This is a genomic window from Oceanobacillus sp. M65, from assembly GCF_052246275.1.
Lineage (GTDB): Bacteria > Bacillota > Bacilli > Bacillales > Amphibacillaceae > Oceanobacillus_B > Oceanobacillus_B jordanicus.
The window spans coordinates 1,169,889-1,187,933 of record NZ_JBQQCJ010000001.1 but is presented as its reverse complement, the minus strand read 5'-3'; the positions used below and the strand labels follow the sequence as shown (position 1 = coordinate 1,187,933).

The 18,045-nt window shown below is 41.7% G+C and carries 20 protein-coding genes and 1 riboswitch; all 20 genes read right to left on the bottom strand.

Features of this window, described 5'->3' with window-relative positions:
- Positions 1–18 precede the first annotated feature (18 nt).
- Positions 19–321: a hypothetical protein gene (locus tag ACTWPF_RS05600; protein ID WP_443148616.1), complete on the bottom strand. Its 303-nt coding sequence runs from the start codon at positions 319–321 to the stop codon at positions 19–21.
- A complete protein-coding gene (locus ACTWPF_RS05595) occupies positions 321–881 on the bottom strand; it encodes a GNAT family N-acetyltransferase (protein WP_443148615.1) in 561 nt (186 codons plus the stop codon). Before ACTWPF_RS05595 ends, ACTWPF_RS05600 begins: the two co-directional genes overlap by 1 nt.
- Before the next feature lie 334 nt (positions 882–1,215).
- Complete coding sequence (locus ACTWPF_RS05590) at positions 1,216–1,455, bottom strand: hypothetical protein (RefSeq protein WP_443148614.1); 240 nt, start codon at positions 1,453–1,455, stop codon at positions 1,216–1,218.
- Complete coding sequence (locus tag ACTWPF_RS05585; RefSeq protein ID WP_443148613.1) at positions 1,455–1,796, bottom strand: hypothetical protein; 342 nt, start codon at positions 1,794–1,796, stop codon at positions 1,455–1,457. The genes ACTWPF_RS05590 and ACTWPF_RS05585 overlap by 1 nt, the downstream gene beginning before the upstream one ends.
- A gap of 162 nt (positions 1,797–1,958) precedes the next feature.
- A complete protein-coding gene (locus ACTWPF_RS05580) occupies positions 1,959–2,276 on the bottom strand; it encodes a hypothetical protein (protein WP_443148612.1) in 318 nt (105 codons plus the stop codon).
- Between the two features lie 116 nt (positions 2,277–2,392).
- On the bottom strand, positions 2,393–3,076 hold the full coding sequence (locus tag ACTWPF_RS05575; RefSeq protein WP_443148611.1) for an ECF transporter S component: 684 nt from the start codon (positions 3,074–3,076) through the stop codon (positions 2,393–2,395).
- A complete protein-coding gene (locus ACTWPF_RS05570; protein WP_443148610.1) occupies positions 3,052–4,692 on the bottom strand; it encodes an ABC transporter ATP-binding protein in 1,641 nt (546 codons plus the stop codon). Before ACTWPF_RS05570 ends, ACTWPF_RS05575 begins: the two co-directional genes overlap by 25 nt.
- On the bottom strand, positions 4,665–5,555 hold the full coding sequence (locus tag ACTWPF_RS05565) for an energy-coupling factor transporter transmembrane component T (RefSeq protein WP_443148609.1): 891 nt from the start codon (positions 5,553–5,555) through the stop codon (positions 4,665–4,667). Before ACTWPF_RS05565 ends, ACTWPF_RS05570 begins: the two co-directional genes overlap by 28 nt.
- Positions 5,552–6,397 carry a DUF4430 domain-containing protein gene (locus ACTWPF_RS05560; RefSeq protein ID WP_443148608.1) on the bottom strand — a complete coding sequence of 282 codons (846 nt, stop codon included), beginning with the start codon at positions 6,395–6,397 and terminating at the stop codon, positions 5,552–5,554. The genes ACTWPF_RS05565 and ACTWPF_RS05560 overlap by 4 nt, the downstream gene beginning before the upstream one ends.
- A gap of 66 nt (positions 6,398–6,463) precedes the next feature.
- A complete protein-coding gene (locus ACTWPF_RS05555; protein ID WP_443148607.1) occupies positions 6,464–8,506 on the bottom strand; it encodes a DUF4430 domain-containing protein in 2,043 nt (680 codons plus the stop codon).
- A 294-nt stretch (positions 8,507–8,800) separates the two neighbouring features.
- A riboswitch (cobalamin riboswitch) is annotated at positions 8,801–8,989 on the bottom strand.
- Positions 8,990–9,326: 337 nt separating this feature from the next.
- Positions 9,327–10,310: a Gfo/Idh/MocA family protein gene (locus tag ACTWPF_RS05550; RefSeq protein WP_443148606.1), complete on the bottom strand. Its 984-nt coding sequence runs from the start codon at positions 10,308–10,310 to the stop codon at positions 9,327–9,329.
- Positions 10,311–10,330: 20 nt separating this feature from the next.
- Positions 10,331–10,951 (bottom strand): 3-hexulose-6-phosphate synthase, encoded by a 621-nt coding sequence (gene hxlA, locus ACTWPF_RS05545; RefSeq protein WP_443148605.1) that lies wholly within the window; start codon positions 10,949–10,951, stop codon positions 10,331–10,333.
- Positions 10,952–10,965: 14 nt separating this feature from the next.
- The gene (locus ACTWPF_RS05540) at positions 10,966–11,919 is read right to left on the bottom strand and encodes a sugar kinase (protein WP_443148604.1); all 954 of its coding nucleotides are present in this window, start codon (positions 11,917–11,919) and stop codon (positions 10,966–10,968) included.
- 24 nt (positions 11,920–11,943) lie between these two features.
- Complete coding sequence (gene rpiA / locus ACTWPF_RS05535) at positions 11,944–12,615, bottom strand: ribose-5-phosphate isomerase RpiA (protein ID WP_443148603.1); 672 nt, start codon at positions 12,613–12,615, stop codon at positions 11,944–11,946.
- Positions 12,616–12,735: 120 nt separating this feature from the next.
- Positions 12,736–14,022 carry a TRAP transporter large permease gene (locus tag ACTWPF_RS05530; protein WP_443148602.1) on the bottom strand — a complete coding sequence of 429 codons (1,287 nt, stop codon included), beginning with the start codon at positions 14,020–14,022 and terminating at the stop codon, positions 12,736–12,738.
- Positions 14,022–14,507: a TRAP transporter small permease gene (locus ACTWPF_RS05525; RefSeq protein WP_106897539.1), complete on the bottom strand. Its 486-nt coding sequence runs from the start codon at positions 14,505–14,507 to the stop codon at positions 14,022–14,024. The genes ACTWPF_RS05530 and ACTWPF_RS05525 overlap by 1 nt, the downstream gene beginning before the upstream one ends.
- 18 nt (positions 14,508–14,525) lie before the next feature.
- Complete coding sequence (locus tag ACTWPF_RS05520; RefSeq protein ID WP_443148601.1) at positions 14,526–15,545, bottom strand: TRAP transporter substrate-binding protein; 1,020 nt, start codon at positions 15,543–15,545, stop codon at positions 14,526–14,528.
- Positions 15,546–15,707: 162 nt separating this feature from the next.
- Positions 15,708–16,337 (bottom strand): bifunctional 4-hydroxy-2-oxoglutarate aldolase/2-dehydro-3-deoxy-phosphogluconate aldolase, encoded by a 630-nt coding sequence (locus ACTWPF_RS05515; RefSeq protein ID WP_443148600.1) that lies wholly within the window; start codon positions 16,335–16,337, stop codon positions 15,708–15,710.
- A gap of 14 nt (positions 16,338–16,351) precedes the next feature.
- Positions 16,352–16,909: a 6-phospho-3-hexuloisomerase gene (hxlB, locus tag ACTWPF_RS05510; RefSeq protein ID WP_106897542.1), complete on the bottom strand. Its 558-nt coding sequence runs from the start codon at positions 16,907–16,909 to the stop codon at positions 16,352–16,354.
- Between the two features lie 23 nt (positions 16,910–16,932).
- Positions 16,933–17,937 carry a LacI family DNA-binding transcriptional regulator gene (locus ACTWPF_RS05505; RefSeq protein WP_443148599.1) on the bottom strand — a complete coding sequence of 335 codons (1,005 nt, stop codon included), beginning with the start codon at positions 17,935–17,937 and terminating at the stop codon, positions 16,933–16,935.
- Positions 17,938–18,045 lie beyond the last annotated feature (108 nt).

The window sequence follows — 18,045 nt, the reverse complement described above, 5'->3', positions numbered from 1 at the left end:
TTATTATAATCTAATCCTCTACTCATTTGCTTGGTGCTTATTATTCTTATAAAAGTAGATTGCCAAACCATGAACGATAAAATTTATCAACACCAATACCCACAGTGAATCCCGGTACAACGAATACGAAATATCGAATATAGAGTGCGCAATCTCCAACAGTAGCCAGCCAATTGGAAGAATTGGCACTGTGACTCTATTTGACTTATTTAAAATCTCTTCTCTTCGTTCTCCTTTCCCTTCTTTTCCCCAAGTGAATTTGAAAATAATGTACAGAGAAATAAGGAATAATGGGATTAATAAAACTCCTACTATTAACATTAATTACCCTCCATATCTCCTTCATCAATAATCCCATAATAAACAAGATCTTCATAACGGTCTTCTTTTCTCACATGGTCTTTCAGTATTCCTTCCTGTTTCATCCCTACCTTTTGCAACACTCTTCCTGAGGCTGGATTTGTCCCAAAGTACCGTGCAAAGACTTTATGATAGTGTTTTTCCTCAAAGGCAAATTGGATGATAGCTTGGGCAGCTTCCGTCGCATACCCCTTTCCCCAGAAGGTCTCTCCAATCCAGTAGGCCACTTCCCCATTTTTATGTACGTGATGGTTTGAAAGTGCGATCGCGCCATATAACTGCCCACTTTCCTTATCCGTAACAGCAAACTCATAGGATTTATTCGCCACAAAACGTTCAAGATGAGGTTCCATCCAGGCTAGCGCGTCTTCTAAGGAATACGGGTATGGAAGATATAATGTATTTTGGTAGATGTTTATGTTATTACAAAGCTTTGCTACCACTTCTGCATCAGTCTGTTCAAACAACCTTAGCACAAGCCGCTCTGTCGTAATCGTCCGCAACGCTTGATTATAAAGCATGGATAATCCCCCTCATTGAATCTCTTTTTACTTATAGTGCGTGTTCAAAAAAGAGGATAAAAAGGACCGAGGTCGGCTAAGATCGCAACGTCCTATTGCAACGCCGACACTAACACGTCCTGTGCGTCGAAGTTCGAGAAGTCGTAGCTTTGAGTACCGGGCTTACACAGGATGTGTTGACTTCTGTGTTGTCCACAGGACGTGGACGGTTTTAACAGAAGTTCAGTGAAATCTTTTAATACGTGAGGAACGGAAAAGCAAGCCAACGAGCTTCCACAGGATGTGGTGATTTCGACGTTCGACACAGGACGTGTCGGAATTTAGTCGAAGGTCATCAGTACCGATGCGTCATTTTAACCGATTTTTTTGAACAACCTCTACTATTATTATTACCATAGGACCAGACAGTACTTTCTATTTTTAGGTTGGAACTAAACCTTTCAATCCAAACCTCTTTTGCGTTTAGTAATGCTGTTAATTGAGCAGAATTAAGATGCACTTCTTCGGTCTGTTCTGTTTTTTGAAAAACAAACACAACACATATACAATCTGTTTGATTTGCTGCAACCTCCATTAGTTGGCCTCCTTGTTGATATTTACTGCTTTCGAAGATTTCCACTTCATCGTCATTACCACCCACCAAAAGATCAAGTAACCATAAAGTGCGAGTACAAAAATTGCCATGACGTCGCCTTTCGCTACGTTTTGCAAGAAATACTCCAACTCATTTGACCCTTCAGTTCTTCCAATGAGATAAAACAACGTAGTAATAGGGGTGATAAATGCCATGGCCAATGCAGGATAGGCTAAGTCTTCCAACCGTTTTCTTCTAATACTCCATATTGCCATCACAATTGTTATCAGGAAAAAGAGAAAATACAGGATCGTAAACCAAGGTAGCAGCGTCTCCCACATAAAAATCCCCCTTAAATTTGCTGTTATTTTTACCCTTATCATACCATAATTTGTATTTGTTTGAAAATTAACAATTGCTTATATACAAGCTTCTTGAGGTGAGATTTTTCCATGAAACACAAAAAAGGAAGCAGTCGTATGCTGCCTCCCTTGCTTGTAAACTTATTTATGCCTTCCACTATGTTCTGTTTTAATTAACGTGCTTTCTGTCTTTGTTTCATCATGGACATCGCAATAATATACGACTACTTTGATATGATGGATGATCTGACAGGTGCGCGTATGACGCATAAAATTTTTCCAATAGGTGAATTCATGCTCGCCCCCGTCTACCTTTTCTGTATATGTATCCTGCACTTGCCAATTATGTTCCTTTTCCTCTTTTGGCGTTACTGTTCCATCATCAACTTTTGCATAGGAAATTTCTCCACTTAGGAGGATGAAGAAAATCCCAGCCAGTATCATGCCACGTTTCCACATATCATCAGCCCTTTTTAAAGATTCGGTTACACTTAGTTATTTCCGGACAGAGGAAAAACATACATGGTTAACGCGCCTTAACTGGCAGTAAGACTCCCACCAAATGAAGTTTCCCCCTATTCGAATAAACCGTATTTGGTCTTAAAACGTTTTATAATTTTAATCCAGGCGTTGCTGAACAGAAGCAGGAAAAATACATTTGAAAACGCATGGGCCAAATCAAAATAAAAACTCGCACTGTAATATAAAAGAATCTCTGTCCAACTTATTTGGCTGATCATGCTTACGACGAACCAAAGATTCATAAACCAGCCGAATAGAAAACCGACCCCAAATCCATACACACATCTACCTAGTATATGTTTCATGAACAGCGTGTTGCGCAACAGTCCTGCGGTCAATCCAATCATGCCCCATGCGTACATTTGCCAAGGAGTCCACGGGCCCTGGCCTAAGAAAAGGTTGGAAACAATCGCTGCCAACACACCAATAACGAATCCACTTTGCGGGCCTAAGACAATCGCTGCAACAATGATGACGAATGTGGTTGGCTGAACACTGGGTAGTGAAGCAAATGGCACCCGACTCACCGCTGCAATTGCTCCAAGGATCGCAAGCATGACAAGCTCTCTGCTCGTCAATTTCTGTTTAGAAAAACGGTACATAAAGGGTACAAAGGAAATGCCCATGATAAGCAGACTAACGATCATATAATGTTCTGAAATGATTAAGGGAAAACAACAGAGCAAAAGCAATACAGCGACACTAAGGATAATTAAGGTTTTCTTTGAACGCGCCAATTCTCTTTTGCCTCCTCTAATGTTACAGCTAGCGGTGCTGCGGATTTTCTGGTCATTCGATTCATTACCGTTGTGTAATAGCTATTTCCCTTAAAGAAGGCTTTGGTATCCTCTGTAACGGAAACATCCCCCTGAAAAAGCATACTACAACGCGTTGCATAGTTTGCAGCAAATTCAACATCATGGGTCACCATCACAATTGTCAGCCCTTGTTCTCTGAGATCACCCAACAGTTCACCAAACACGCTTTTCGAATAAGGATCCAGTCCTTTGGTCGGCTCATCAATTAACAAGATCTTTGGGTCCTCGAGCAGTGTGCCGAGTAAAGCTGCCTTTTGTAATTCACCACCACTTAAATCAGCAGGATGCCTTTCCTCAAAACCTTTGAGGCCAAATGTATCTAGCAGTGTATCAATTATCGCTTCTGCATTCTCACGTTGGTGCTTCTTTACGATCTGTCTGTATTCCGCCATTAGCGTATCCTCCAGGAAATAAAGAGCGGGATTCTGCGGTAAATAACGAATAGCCATGTTCACCAGGTTTTTCTGTTTTTTTCCACCATAAAGCATTTTTCCATGTTGCGGTCGTAGAATGCCGGCCATGACTTTAAGTAACGTTGATTTTCCCGTACCATTTGCCCCGAGAATAGCGAGCAATTCTCCTTTGTTCACAGACAGGGATAGATTATGTAGGACAGGTGCTGTGTCTTTGTTATATTGAAAATCGATTTCCTTTAGAGTAAATAAAGGAGTTGCCTCTTGCTCTGCTTCCATATTCGAGTCAGCTGTTATGTTGTTTGCCAAAAGCCAATCTCTACCTTCCTTTACATTGGTAGGGATGCTTTCTGGAGCTGTCTCTGCTTGAAAGTGTAGAAACAATCTAGAAGCACTTGGTAAAAAATAGTTTAAAATAGGATGTGCATGCAACATTGCGACAGCTTCACGGGGCGGAGCATCTATCTTCTTTACCCCTTCTTCTAAAACAAGAACCCTGTCAGCTACAGCAAATAGTTCTTCTAGGCGATGTTCCACCATTAAGATAGTGATGCCAAATTCATGGTTTAACTGTGTTAACGTTTGGATAAACTCTTTGGCTGCAATTGGGTCTAACTGTGCTGTAGGTTCATCAAGCAATAAGAGGTCTGGTTCCAGTAAAAGAACTGACACCAAATTCACTTTTTGCTTTTCCCCTCCTGAAAGCTCACTTGTTTTTTTATCTAGCAGGTGAGTTAGTCCAAAGTAGTGCGTCATCTCGGCAACTTTTTTGCGCATGTCTTCCGTCTGATAGCCTTTATTTTCCATACCAAATAACAGCTCTTCCATAACATTATCCATCACGATCTGATTTTCCGGGTCCTGAAAAACAATGCCAATGTCATCTGGTGGCTTGTTTTGCTTCTCAAGCTGGGTTCCTTTATAAAAAATGCTCCCCTCCAGCTTTCCATGTGGGGCTATTTCTTGTTTAAGAAGATGTAATAAGGTTGTTTTGCCACTACCTGATGCACCGCAAAGCACCACAAACTCTCCTTTATGTATGTGAAAATCCACTTCTTTTAATGCTGGTTTTTCTTCCAGTGGATAGGTGAAACTTATATTTTTTGCAGATAAAATTTCCATTTTGCTACTTCCTTCCCTTCTAACCACAGCGGAAAAGCGAGTAACAGGGTCCAGTTGGCGATAAAGACCCATTCCCTCTGTTCAAGTTGGGATGTCTCAAGGACAGGCAATAGAGACAGGACGCTATCTTCAAGCCACCATCCAAAAACCATGCAAGATCCTGTTACCAGTATAAATGCCAATGCGTACCAATCCTTGTTTTTCATGGTAAAGGCTTGGTAATGGGTGCGTTTTTGCTGACCATATCCCCTTGCTGACATAGAATCAGCCGTTTGGATGGATTGCTCAAGTGAGCCTGTTAACAAGGCCTGTAAAAATAACATGCCGTTTTTTCCTCGCTCTTTTATGCTCCCTTTTGTAACAGAGAATCCCCTTACCTTCTGTATCTCTTCTATTTCCTTTAAACGTTTTTTTAATAACGGCACAAAACGTACAGCAAGCATACTTAACAGCGCCCATTGCGGGGAAATGCGCGCAAATAAGTATAAGAACCGGTCTTGGCTAATGATTTGATTCAGACTTATAAACGCTAGCAGGATACCTACTAATGTTAACGCCAGCATAATCCCTTGTATGATCGCCTCAAGCATGACTTGATTGCCAAATAAATAAAATAAAATATGATTCCCTCTCCGGTTAAATACGGGGGTTAATACAAGAATAAATATTGCCAATGTAAAAATCATAGTTGACCAGGTTTTCAATTGCTTTCCTTTATCGATAAGAAAATGAAAGACAAGCAGAAATCCTACGCCTACTGCCAAAAACACAGGATGTTGGGAGAGCATGAAACCAATTATGACAACAACATAATAGGCAAGCATCACAGCTGGATGAAAGGACCGAACCCCCCTTGTGCTCATCCTCCCGCCCCACTTTCTTCCAGATAATTTGTGGTATAAAACCAGTAGATTACTTGGCCATCCTGTACAGGTGTTGCCCCGGCACTCTGTTTAATCAGCGCGCCATCAAGACGGATCATCCACCCACTATTTTGCCCTTCATCGAATTCATACAAGTTATCAATACCTTGAACATATGCAGTGGAGTTAGAACCCGTTACACTAAATTGGATCCCCTTTTGCTTTAAGACCCTTCTTGTAATATCAAGAATGGTATCCCCTTCCTTCCGTTCCACCCTTGTTTGCGGAACAATTTGGCCTTTTATATCCCTTGCGTCAACTGAGAACGTGACATAGGAAGATGGTTCTTCGGGCTTCTTGGGGGGATCCTGCTTTTCTTCTTTTTCCTTGCTTTTATCAGGTTTCTCTTTCGCTTTTGTTGGTGTCTCATTCTGCTTCGTTTTTTTCGTTTCTTCTTCTACCTTGCTATTCTGCTGTTTCTCTGTAAGAGGCTCTTCTTTCTGAGCAGCAGGTGCTTCTGCTTTGTTGGAAGTTGAACTGGAGTTTGCGTTGGTATCTGTGCTACTTGAACCGCTATCCTGTTTCTCTTCCTGATCCGAAATTTCTTCGGAGGAATCAGCGTTCGTTTGTTTCGATGTCTTTTCCTCTTTTTGCTCGGTTTCCTGCTTCGCTTTGTCTGTTCCTACTGGCTGTTTTTCCTGAAGCATGATTTCCTTTTCTGGTATTTCAGAAGCTGCTACAGGTTGCTCACCATTAGCAGGGGTTACTTCATCCTTTGCACAGCCAAAAGCAATGAAAACGATAAGACCAATCATGAACAACAGACTCGTATATCTTCTCATGCGTTTTTCCCTCCTTGGCTAAACATACAATCGGGTAACCATTCATCGATTACCCGATCTTTTGTCTTACATACTTTCGTTTGCTTGACGTTTTCTCCACATCAAGAAAATGGCTCCCCCAATAAGCAGAAGCACTAAACCACTTGCTAGGAAGTTAAAAGTATTAGTTGATGTATTCGGCAGTTTTTCACCAGATGCATTTGTTTGTTTATCACCCGCGTTTTCAAGTTGCTTTACATGTTCATTTGTTTCATTGTTTTTCCCTTTATCTGAAGTATTGTCTCCCTTTTCAGGTTTCGGATCTTCATCCTTTGGTTCGTTATCTGTTCCTGGCTGATTAGGATCCGCTTCCGGTTTTTCTGTATCTTTCGGATCCTCTGGCTGTTCAGGTTCATTAGGTGGTTCTTCTTCAACTGGTGCGGAGAATTGATAAACCGAACCAGTTCCGTTTACTAGCTTTTGATAAGCGACAAATGCTAATAATGCCTGCTGTGTGGACATATCAGTAGACCCACCATCAAGTAGGTGGCTATATCCGCCATCCTCCTGTTTAAACTTAACCAAATGCTGTAAAAGGTTGCCACCTTCTTTAGTAAACGACGGGGATGTTGGATCTGCTCCAACTGCTGCTAATCCAATGATAGCCTGTGAAACAGACTCACTAGAATCGCCGCCATTGAACGCAATATCATAGCCACCTTCAGCATCCTGACTTTCTGATAGATACGTTACAGCGCGATCAATTGCTGTTTTCACTTTTGGATCCTCTTTATAAGGAGCAAGCGCGGCTAGTGCCATTCCGGTAATGTCTGGACTTGGATTACTTCCAAAGAAAGACCAGCCTCCATCTTCTAGCTCTTTATCTAAAATACTTGTGATTAACATTGTACGGAAATCTTCTGACACAGCAAATTCCGCACTATCTATCGCGAGCAATCCATAGATTGCGGCATTGATTGCCGGATCCCCCTCCTCCATCCAAGAGTGAGTTGCCAGCTTGTCGATTAGATTTATGCCATTTATATCAGTGGCATCTTTTCCAGTAGCACTAAGCGCGATAATTATTTTTTCAAGTTCAAATAGATTACGAAATTCTCCCTCGTTATCTTTCACTAATGCTTCAATGCTTTCTACATAGCTATCAGGGATTTCCCGATTCGTATGGGCAACACCCCAAACCCACCATTCACTACCATAGCTTAGTTCAATAGATGCTGCATCCATGTAGGATAGAATATCATCAACGTTTGCTTGAACCTGCTTCTCGTTGATTGCTGGTGTTTCCTTATCTGCAGGTGTTTTGGATTCATCTTCGGTTTCTTCAGCTGGAGCTTCTTCCTCTGATGGTGTTTCTTCCTCTTTTTCTACATCTTCAGGAGATTCATATGTAGTAACCTGCAATTGAACCTCTTGACCTTCCTGAACTGTGTGGTCAGCAATACTTGTAGAAAGTGCCTCATTATCCACCGCTACATTCCAATAATCATTCGGCCCAAGCTCTGTTTCTCCAACGTTGTTTACAAAAGTAAAATACATATCATCTACGGAAACATCGAGGCTCAGGTCCTCTTGTGCTGCCGCCTGATACAATGCATCATAAGCACCGGACCCTGTCGCAATGGCCACTTCTTTATTTATGATAGCGTTATCATTAATGTCGGTGGCTGTCACATTTATCGACACTTCAGGTGAAAAGTCCTCCAAATCCCTTAATGCAAATAAAACATTATCTCCATTCTCTACTTCGAAAGAGGATGCACCAACATCTGCTGCCTTCCCGTTTACATTGAAGGACCAGGAGTGGGTATCGGTTTCCAGCACATCACCGATGCCAGTTACATAGTTTCCGAAATCATACTCATCATATTGTATTTCCTTGTCTTCTTTCTCGCCGGCTTCCAGTAATACTTCAAAGGCAGTGTCGCCTTCGTCTATTTCTATGGCCGTTAATCCAAACACTTCTTCACCGTTTTCATCAATTGCCTTTATCGTAACCGCATCATCTAAAGTCGCAGCTTGAACTGCTAATGGTTGTATAAATGTTAAATTACCGACGATGAGTAATAAACTAAGTAAAAATGCAGCGTATTTTACCATTCTATTCTTCATATGCCAACCTCCTTATTTTATTGATAAACGTCGCTATCGCCCCTATGAACTCATTAGAAAAACTCGCATTCGCTTGCCCTTTAGGGAATATGTACGTTTTTCTTATACTTGTCACATCAAAATTTCAACTGCGTCGTGTTTGCCTCCTTGCTGAAATTTTATACTTTCTCAATGTACAAAAAAATACACCTCTTCCCGAAGAGATGCATGCGTGACGTAGCGTATTAAACAATTATGTATACAAAACTCTAGCTGTAAAATCCGCTGACACACCTCCCTATCCGCGTAGGTTTGAATGGTGTAAAAAAACAGGCAGGTCTCCTGGCTCATGATCTTCATTTTCTATGACCTTCCCATCAAGTGACAGTGGTATGCAATAGAAAACTCCCATTTACAGTGGCGGGACCGCACCGGAATTGCACCGGACTTCCCTTTTAATGAGCTATACCTCGGTACAGCCCAACCCATCTTTTTCCTATTCAATTACTTTCATGATAATCAACTCTAGGTAACTAGTCAACTTCCGATTTTGATTATTCGCAATAGATAAGTGGAGAATCTGGAAGGACTACTTGGGCTGGAGGCGTGGGATTTAGGAGGTTAGTCACACGAGTTTGCGGTTCCTCGCTCGACTTTGCTGGCTTCTCGTTCGACTTTCCTGGTTCCTCGCTCGACTTTGCTGGCTTCTCGCTCGACTTTGCAGGCTCCTCGCTCGACTTTGCTGGCTTCTCGCTCGACTTTGCTGGTTCCTCGCTCGACTTTGCTGGCTTCTCGCTCGACTTTGCTGCTACTTCAATAGATTTAAAGAGGACTAGCAATGCTAGTCCTCTCCTTCAAAATAAATCCCGCTTTGTTTTCGTGCTGTTTCAGTAATGGCAAGTACTTCTCGGCTAATCGCCTTCATTTCTTCATAGGCTGGTGAATCACCTTCCTGCATACAATCCAAAAACGCTTCAAGTTCATAGGCCATCACATTTTCCCGCTGAGTAGCTCCGTTCCAGATAGATACCACTTTCGAACGCGGCTTGTAATGGATATTAGAAAAGGCGCCAATATCATCAATGCTAATGGTTCCTGCCTCACCCTGAATTTCCGATTCCAAATAGGAGGTAGAAATTTTTGAGCAGAGGATGGTGCACACAAACCCAGGATATGTTAGCACTAAGGTCCCGCTGCCATCCACACCACTAGAAAGCATGACTGGAGTATACTGCACAGCAAGCGGTTTTCCAAACAACGCAACAGCCACTGCAATAGGATAGACACCTAGGTCAACGAGTGCACCACCCGCAAATTTTGCTGAAAAAATGGCTGGTTCCTTTCCTGCTAGTAGTTCATCATAGCGAGAGGAATATTTCATCCGATGAAGGAGCACATTTCGCAGCTGTCCCACATCATCCAACTCTTCTTTTACCTTTTGGAAGTTTGGTGTATAAAGATTGCGCATTGCCTCGAATAAACGCACCCCATTTGCCTCTGCAACACGATGAGCTTCCTCAAATTCTTTTAAACTGGCAAACATCGGCTTTTCACAAATCACATGCTTGCCCTGTTCCAGAAATAACACAGCCTGCTTAAAGTGAAGCGAGTTAGGAGAAGCAAGATATACACAATCCAAATGGTCACTTTCAGCCATTTCCTGTAAATCCGTATAGTAATATGCTGCACCATGTTTTCGGGCAAAGTTTTCAGCTTTTACTTCTGCCCTCGAATGAACAGCACATAGCTCTGCTCCATCGACCTCTTTTATTGCTTCAATAAAGGATTCTGTAATCCAGCTTGTGCCAACTGTTCCGATTCTCATTCCATCCGCTCCTTACCCTATCATTGTGGTAACAGCTCTTTCAGTTGGTCTGCTGCTTCACGCGGGTTTTCTGCCTTGGTAATCGCACTTCCAACAATGACAGTATCTGGTTTTCCTTCTATAATGTCAGGTAATGTCTCTGCATTTATCCCACCAGCTACTGTTACCTCGATATCATGATCTTTAACTAGAGCAAAAAGACTTGTATCAAAACTTCCTTCCTGTTGCTTATCCTTGCCGACATGTAAGCTTACTAAATCGACGCCTAAACAAACCAATTCTTCCACTCTTTCTGCTTTATCGACCTCTAGAAGGTCAACCATAATCCGACTTCCATGCTCTTTTGCTACGCGCAATGTATCGGCAATCGTAAGGTCGCCAGAAAATGCCATAACCGTCGTAATGTCTGCCCCAGCCTCAAATGCCTGTTTTGCCTCGTGTTTGCCAGCATCGCATGTTTTCATGTCTGCCACGATTGTTTTATCAGGATACCTCGCCCTTATCTGACGTACAATTTCCATTCCATATTCTTTAATAACCCCTGTGCCTACCTCAATAATATCAACTGACTCTTTCGTTTCTTCCAGTATTCGAAAGCATTCCTCTCGGCTTAAACGATCTAAAGCAAGCTGTAACTTCATACTCCCCATCCTTTCTAGCGTTCAATTCGTTCAATTTCTCCCATTCTAGCTTGGACATCTTCATAATAAGGCAGCCCTTCATTATCCCCTTTTACACTAACGACCATCGAACCAATCGTTGCCGCAAAGGTAGCAATTTTCTCTAAAGGCCAATCTTGCAGGATTCCATAAAGCATCCCTGCATCAAAACCATCGCCCGCTCCAACGGTGTCCACTACTTTTGAAGCCTTAACTACCGGTGCGTGAATGAGTTCCCCATTGTGATAAACAACTGCTCCTTTATCTCCCTTTTTAACAGCGATGTAGGAGACACCAAGTGTTTTCACCTTTTCAATAATCGTTTCTGGGTCATTCTCTCCCATGATGATTTCCATTTCTTCATCTCCTGCCAGAAGAATATCGACATGTGGCAGAATGGTTGAAAGTGTTTCCCGAGCTTCTTCTTTTGACCACATCCGCAAACGAATATTTGGATCAAATGAAATAAGTACATCGTGCTTCTTTGCTAACTCGATTGCCCGCTCAAAAATCGCCATATTCTTTGGATTTATTGCCGGAAAAATCCCTGTTAAATGGAGAATCCGTGCTGATGCAAAATAGCTTTCATCTAAATCTTCTGGTTCCATTTCTAGTACAGGAGATTTGTCTCTGTAGTAAAAGGTTCGGACATTGCCATCCTCCATTATTTCTTTAAAGTTTAGAGAGGTTGGGTAGCCATCAACAAATCCGATCTGCGATACGTCGATGCCTTCTCCTCTGGCAAAATTGTAGATATATTTTCCAAACTCATCATTTCCGAGCTTACTCATAAAACCTGTTTGGAGTCCAAGACGGGCACAGCCTATCGCTACGTTGAGCTCTGCCCCACCTATATTTTTTTCAAAGCCATTCACAAATTTCATCGGTCCAGTGGAAGATGGATTGAATGCAATCATTGCTTCCCCGATCGTTATAACATCTTTTTTCATTTTTTCTCCCCCTCGACTTACGCATTACGCTTTTGTTAGTACGTCCACCATCCCGGCATGGCCGACCATTACGACGTCCGCCATGTTAATAAAGAGTCCTGTTTCCACCACGCCGACTAACATCTTCAGGTTTTCATGTAGTTCGGCGGGCTTTTCAATGCTTTCAAAATCGCAATCTAATATATAATTCCCATTGTCTGAAATGAATACTTCTCCGTTTTGTTCTCTACGACGCGGGAGACAGCCGTATTCCGCTATCCGTTTACTTGTCGTCTCCCATCCAAATGGTACGACTTCAACTGGCAAGGAGAACGTGCCTAAATAATCCACAACCTTTGTCTCATCAACGATAATGATCAGTCGCTTTGCTAAAATGTCGACGATTTTCTCCCGAACTAGTGAGCCACCGCCTCCTTTAAGCAAATTCAGATGTGGATCTACCTCATCTGCCCCATCTATTGCGAGGTCAATACCATCTACTGAAGAAAAATCTGCTAAAGGAATACCTAGTTCTTTTGCTAGCTTTTCTGTTTTCTGTGAAGTAGGAATGCCTACTATTTCAAGTCCGTCCTTTACCCGCTCTCCCAATGCTTGGAGCATCCAATATACTGTCGAGCCAGAACCAAGTCCCACTGTCATGCCATCCTTAATCTCTTCAACCGCTTTTTCCGCTACTAATTTCTTATTTGTATCCATATCATCGGCTCCTTTTGTTTATCACTGTTTTACTATCTATCAAACTAATGTACCCTGTTATATGGCATATCAACCAGATCGTACTTGTCCAAATTTCTCTATCCCAGTATCGGCATTATTCTAAAACAATGATGGATTAATGAGTTTCGGAATAAAGAATGCAATGTCTGGGAAGAACGCGATAAACACCAGCACGACAAGAACAATAGCAATATACGGTAAAACCGCAACGAAAGAGCGTTCAGTCGACATGTTTCCAATTTTCGCTGCCAGTAATAAACATAATCCATATGGCGGTGTAATGAGCCCGATAGCAAGCGTGATAACCACAATTAATCCTAAGTGAATTGGATCTATTCCAAACTCCACTGCTGTCGGTAGAATAACTGGAACAAACAGGATCATGGCAGGAATTGCATCCATAAACGTACCCACAAATAGGAAGAATGCAATAATGACAACGATAAATAGCCATTTCGCACCGATATTATTTGTGAAAAACTCCTGTGCCATTGTTCCGAGCTGATAGTAGCTCATTAATTCACCAAGAGCGCTTGCTGCAGCTAGTGCAAATAAGGAAAGTGAGCTTAATGCTAATGTATCCATCAGAATTTTCGGTAAATGATTTAGCTTTAATGTTTTATAATAGAACATGCAGATGAAAAGCGTGTAAAGGGAAGCTACTGCTGCCGCCTCTGTTGCTGTGAAAAACCCGGAAATAATGCCACCAATGATAATGATTGGCGTAAAGAGTGCCGGGAGCGCTTCCAAAGCTAGCTTACCAAATGCCTTAAGTTCCGTTTTCTCTGCTTTCGGGTAATTACGTTTTACCGCAATAATGTAGATGAATACCATCATAGATAGACCGATTAAAATCCCTGGTATGATTCCTCCGAGAAAAAGCCCACCAATCGAAGCATTAGTAAGCCCAGCGAATATGATCATCGGAATACTAGGTGGAATGACCACCCCTACTGTAGAAGATGCAGCAGTAACGCCAACCGCAGTCTCCTTGTCATAGCCATTTTTCAACATACTTGGTATAAGGATTTTCCCTACACCTGCCGTATCGGCCTGTGATGCACCGGATACTCCAGCAAACATCATGGATACTAAAATATTTGCGTGAGCAAGTCCACCACGAACTCTTCCTACCATTGCAAGTGCAAGCTGAATTAATTTTTCCGAGATCTTTCCAGAATTCATTAAGTTCGCTGCCAAAATGAATAAAGGTACTGCGAGCAAGACGAAGGAATCGAGTCCATTTACCATCTTCATCGCAACCGTTGCTTCCGGTGTATACGGAATACCGAAAATACCAATTAAGGCGACAATCCCAATAACAAATGCGATTGGAACGCCAATCAACATCAGTACGATAAACATTCCTAATAAAAGAAATCCCATTATTCCGTTACCTCCTTCGCTTTCCATGCTTTCATATGTTCTATCAGATGTGTGATGGAATAAAGCAGCATCGTCCCAGCCATGACAGGGATGGATAGCCATACATATCCCATCTTCATGTCAGGAAGGGTTGCCCATGTGTAATTCCAAAACTCCATGACGATTTGGATACCAAGCAAGAATAAAACGATATGGAATCCAATTAAAACGAGGTCACTAATAATGCTTATAGAAAGTCGTTTTTTTCCTTTTAACTTTGTTCGCAGCATGTCAAAGTTAAAATGCTCTCTCCGATTCACCATGACAGCTGCCCCCATAAATACTGCCCAGATAAACGTATAATTGGCCACCTCTTCCGTCCAGATGACAGATACGCCCATATACCTTGTTGCAATTTGTAGTAAGATCACAAGGAAAAACATGCATAAAAATACGATGCCTAATGTGATTTGTATTTTCTCCAGTGCCTGAACAAAACGTTTCATCTCCAAACCTCCCCACATTTACTCTGCAGCTCTAATTTGTTGTAACAGATCTTCTACCTCAATTTCTTTAGCAAATTTATCTATAATCGGTGTGGCGATATCAATAAATGGTTGTCTATCAATTTCATTCACCGTAGCGCCTTCCTCTATTGCCTTTTCTTTATAATCCACGTCCTGTTGATTTGTCGCTTCTCTTTCCGCCTTAACCGATGCTTCAGCGGCCTTCATAATAATGTCCTGATGCTCTTGTGAGTAGTTATCAAATTTTTCTCCGTTAATTAATAAGAACCTTGTTGTAAAATCATGTGCTGTTTCCGTAATGAATTTCCCATTTGGTGTAGCATGATGGGACTGTTGTACGAAGAATGGGTACGCATTTTCCGAGCCATCTACTACATCCTGTTGTAACCCTTGGTATAGCTCTCCCCAAGAAATACTTGATGGGATTGCGCCAAGTTCTTTCCAGAAGTCGCCAATTACGCCAGATGTCTGCGTTCGGATTGAAACACCTTTTAGGTCTTCCGTAGATTCAATCGGTTTTTTTCCATAAAAATGTCTAACCCCAGCAGACCAATAGCCTAATAGTTTGAAAGAGTTATTGGACTTTTCATTAATTAGTTCACCCATTTGCTGACCAACTTCACCATCCACCACGTTTAACCAATGACCATAATCCTTGAACAGATATGGAGCAGAGAATAGATCGACTTCTCTAATTCCCGTTTGTGTCATGAAACCAGGTGATGCAAGTACCACGTCAGCCGCTCCAAGTTCTAATTTTTCCACAAGCTCTGACTCTTCGGTACCAATCGTGCCCGCATGCACCTCCACCTCAATCGATCCGTTGGAAAGTTCTTCGGCTACTTCTTTGAATTTAAGCATGCCTGTTTGGTATGGGTTTTCTGGTGCCGTTTGGTTATGTGCTGCAATAATTTTTATTTTACCGTCTTCACTACCACTAGCCTCATTTGCACAGCCAGCCAATGTCAAAATGGCAGCGATTACAATTAAGATTAAAAAAGATCTCTTGTTTCGCATTCCATACACCCCTTGTTCATTTAGGGAGAATAGTGTCCACCTTCTGCATTCATGGCACCATTCTCCTGTAGGATTCATACTCTTTTTCCTGAAGAATTTTTAGAATTACGCGCATTCGCTCTTCTTTTAGCAAAATTTTAGCAACGTCTTTACAGCTTCTGGCTAAGATTCCTTACGTAAAACAAATGCTTTCGCCCGTTCCGTCAATTCCGTATAGGCTTCTTCATTTGTTAACGCTTTCGCATTAACTAAATTACTACCAATCCCCACGGCAGCACTTCCATTTGCTAGATATTCGTTCATATTGTCTAGGTTGATTCCCCCTGTTACCATTGCTTCCACATGTGGGAGCGGTCCACGTATATTTTTTATATAGCCCGGTCCGAATGTATCAGCAGGGAAGATTTTCACCATGTTTGCCCCATTCTCATACGCTGTTTGAATTTCAGTAGGGGTTAACACACCTGGTATTGTTTCGATATGATAGCGATTCGTTAATTTCAATGTCTCTACATTTAATGTGGGAGAAACAATAAACTGTGCCCCTGCCATAATGACAGTTCGTGCTGTTTCCGGATCGAGAACGGTACCTGCACCGATGATCATATCATCTGGTCCTTCCTTTACAGCAACCTCGATAATGCGCTGTACATTCGGTGTCTCCGCAGTGATTTCTACTGCAAAAACCCCTCCAGCAGCTAAAGCATTTAGAATTGGAACGATATTTTGTTCATCCGCGTGTCGAATAACCGCTACTATCTTATGTTGTTTGATTTGCTCTAAAATGTTCATACATTCAACCCTCTCTATTCCAAATTGGCGTGCACTTGATTAAGTTTTGTATTATCCTGGCCAGCAGGTTTGTTTTCTAGCAAATAGACGACAATGGCATCAAGCAATAAATGGGCAGATTGATCAAATTGACTTCCAAGCGGCTGGATGGTAGTTGGTTCTTGAGGAAGCCGCTTCTTCGTTGCCGAAGGAATCGTTACGGTCACATCACTTAGCTTTCCTATTGCTGAATCCTTATTTGTCGTAACAAGGGCTACCTGTGCACCTATTTCTTTTGCCTTTTCGCCATATTGCTTTAGGGAACCTGTAGATCCTGAGCCTGATATGAGCAACAAAAGGTCATTTGTGGCAATACTTGGTGTAATTGTTTCGCCAACAACGTAGATCGGGTATTCACTGTGCATCATGCGCATGGCAAACATTTTGCCAACTAGTCCAGAACGACCAGTACCTGCAACAAATATGCGATCAGCCTTTTCCAGATTATCTGCTAATTCCTTCGTTTCTTCTGGACTAACATTCTCTAAAACTGTCTTAATTTCTGTGCCAATCGTTTCGATAATATTTTTCATCCTAAACATCCTCCCAAAAGTTGTTAGCAAGAATCTCGCTGCATTAATAGTGGTTCAAATCGGTATATTTTTGTTTCCTTTTCCTGTGTTTTATTTTGAATCCGATTCAACAATAGCTCGGCCGCCTTTTTCCCCATTTCGAATGCTGGCTGCGCTATCGTAGTTAGGGTTGGACTATAGAAGCTAGCGAATGTGACATCATCAATACCAATCACGCCCAAATCATCAGGTATGCTCAACTTCTTTTCTTTTATATAATGAAGAATCTCAAAGAGCACACGGTCATTCACTGCTAAAATTGCGTCAGGCCCTTGTGGTTGTTGCAACAATTCATCAAGCTTTATTCTGATGTTTTCAATTTCCTCACTGACCAACAAATTCGGATCAAAGTTTTGATTATTGGCTTTTAAGGCCTGCTTGAATCCACTGACCCTTTCCAGTCTCGGGGTAACACTTTCTTCAAGTGGCGGGGTAACCATTCCAATTCGTTGGTACCCTTTTTCCACAAGCAGGTTAACCCCCATTCTGACAGCCTTTTCGTTATCTAGTAACACGGTGTTAACCTCAACTTCTGGGACCATTCTATCAACGAAAACGATGGGATAATTATCTCGCACAAGCTGCTGATATAATGCTAGATTTCCACCAGTCGGAAAAACAATAATGCCATCTACCTGTTTGGCACGCAGCATGTCCATATATTTCTTTTCTTTAATAGGATCGTCATCTGCATTACAGACGATAATATGAAAATTCGCTTCATTACAAAAGTCTTCAATAGCTCGAATAACCTGTGTAGAAAAAACGTGAAGAATGTTGGCAACAATAACGCCGATCGTGGTCGTTGATTTCTGCTTCAAGCTTCTGGCTATAATATTTGGACTATATCCTAATTCTTCTATGGCCTTTTCCACGCGTTCCTTTGTCTTCTCCCCCATGTAATCATAACGTTGATTCACATATTGAGAGACTGTACTCTTGGAAACACCTGCATGTTGAGCAACATCCGCCATCGTTATCGTTTTCATTTTTCATTCTCCTAATTGGTTAATATCTACTAAACCGGTTTACTAAATCGATTTAGGTTTAGTATAAAATAACTGTAAGCGTTTTACAAGCGTTTTTTTAATTTTACG

Excerpts from the sequence above, each read along its gene's own strand:
- ACTWPF_RS05600 (WP_443148616.1), bottom strand. The coding sequence starts at position 321 with ATGTTAATAGTAGGAGTTTTATTAATCCCATTATTCCTTATTTCTCTG.
- ACTWPF_RS05595 (WP_443148615.1), bottom strand. The coding sequence starts at position 881 with ATGCTTTATAATCAAGCGTTGCGGACGATTACGACAGAGCGGCTTGTG.
- ACTWPF_RS05590 (WP_443148614.1), bottom strand. The coding sequence starts at position 1,455 with ATGGAGGTTGCAGCAAATCAAACAGATTGTATATGTGTTGTGTTTGTT.
- ACTWPF_RS05585 (WP_443148613.1), bottom strand. The coding sequence starts at position 1,796 with ATGTGGGAGACGCTGCTACCTTGGTTTACGATCCTGTATTTTCTCTTT.
- ACTWPF_RS05580 (WP_443148612.1), bottom strand. The coding sequence starts at position 2,276 with ATGTGGAAACGTGGCATGATACTGGCTGGGATTTTCTTCATCCTCCTA.
- ACTWPF_RS05570 (WP_443148610.1), bottom strand. The coding sequence starts at position 4,692 with ATGGAAATTTTATCTGCAAAAAATATAAGTTTCACCTATCCACTGGAA.
- ACTWPF_RS05565 (WP_443148609.1), bottom strand. The coding sequence starts at position 5,555 with ATGAGCACAAGGGGGGTTCGGTCCTTTCATCCAGCTGTGATGCTTGCC.
- ACTWPF_RS05560 (WP_443148608.1), bottom strand. The coding sequence starts at position 6,397 with ATGAGAAGATATACGAGTCTGTTGTTCATGATTGGTCTTATCGTTTTC.
- ACTWPF_RS05555 (WP_443148607.1), bottom strand. The coding sequence starts at position 8,506 with ATGAAGAATAGAATGGTAAAATACGCTGCATTTTTACTTAGTTTATTA.
- ACTWPF_RS05550 (WP_443148606.1), bottom strand. The coding sequence starts at position 10,310 with ATGAGAATCGGAACAGTTGGCACAAGCTGGATTACAGAATCCTTTATT.
- hxlA (WP_443148605.1), bottom strand. The coding sequence starts at position 10,951 with ATGAAGTTACAGCTTGCTTTAGATCGTTTAAGCCGAGAGGAATGCTTT.
- ACTWPF_RS05540 (WP_443148604.1), bottom strand. The coding sequence starts at position 11,919 with ATGAAAAAAGATGTTATAACGATCGGGGAAGCAATGATTGCATTCAAT.
- rpiA (WP_443148603.1), bottom strand. The coding sequence starts at position 12,615 with ATGGATACAAATAAGAAATTAGTAGCGGAAAAAGCGGTTGAAGAGATT.
- ACTWPF_RS05530 (WP_443148602.1), bottom strand. The coding sequence starts at position 14,022 with ATGGGATTTCTTTTATTAGGAATGTTTATCGTACTGATGTTGATTGGC.
- ACTWPF_RS05525 (WP_106897539.1), bottom strand. The coding sequence starts at position 14,507 with ATGAAACGTTTTGTTCAGGCACTGGAGAAAATACAAATCACATTAGGC.
- ACTWPF_RS05520 (WP_443148601.1), bottom strand. The coding sequence starts at position 15,545 with ATGCGAAACAAGAGATCTTTTTTAATCTTAATTGTAATCGCTGCCATT.
- ACTWPF_RS05515 (WP_443148600.1), bottom strand. The coding sequence starts at position 16,337 with ATGAACATTTTAGAGCAAATCAAACAACATAAGATAGTAGCGGTTATT.
- hxlB (WP_106897542.1), bottom strand. The coding sequence starts at position 16,909 with ATGAAAAATATTATCGAAACGATTGGCACAGAAATTAAGACAGTTTTA.
- ACTWPF_RS05505 (WP_443148599.1), bottom strand. The coding sequence starts at position 17,937 with ATGAAAACGATAACGATGGCGGATGTTGCTCAACATGCAGGTGTTTCC.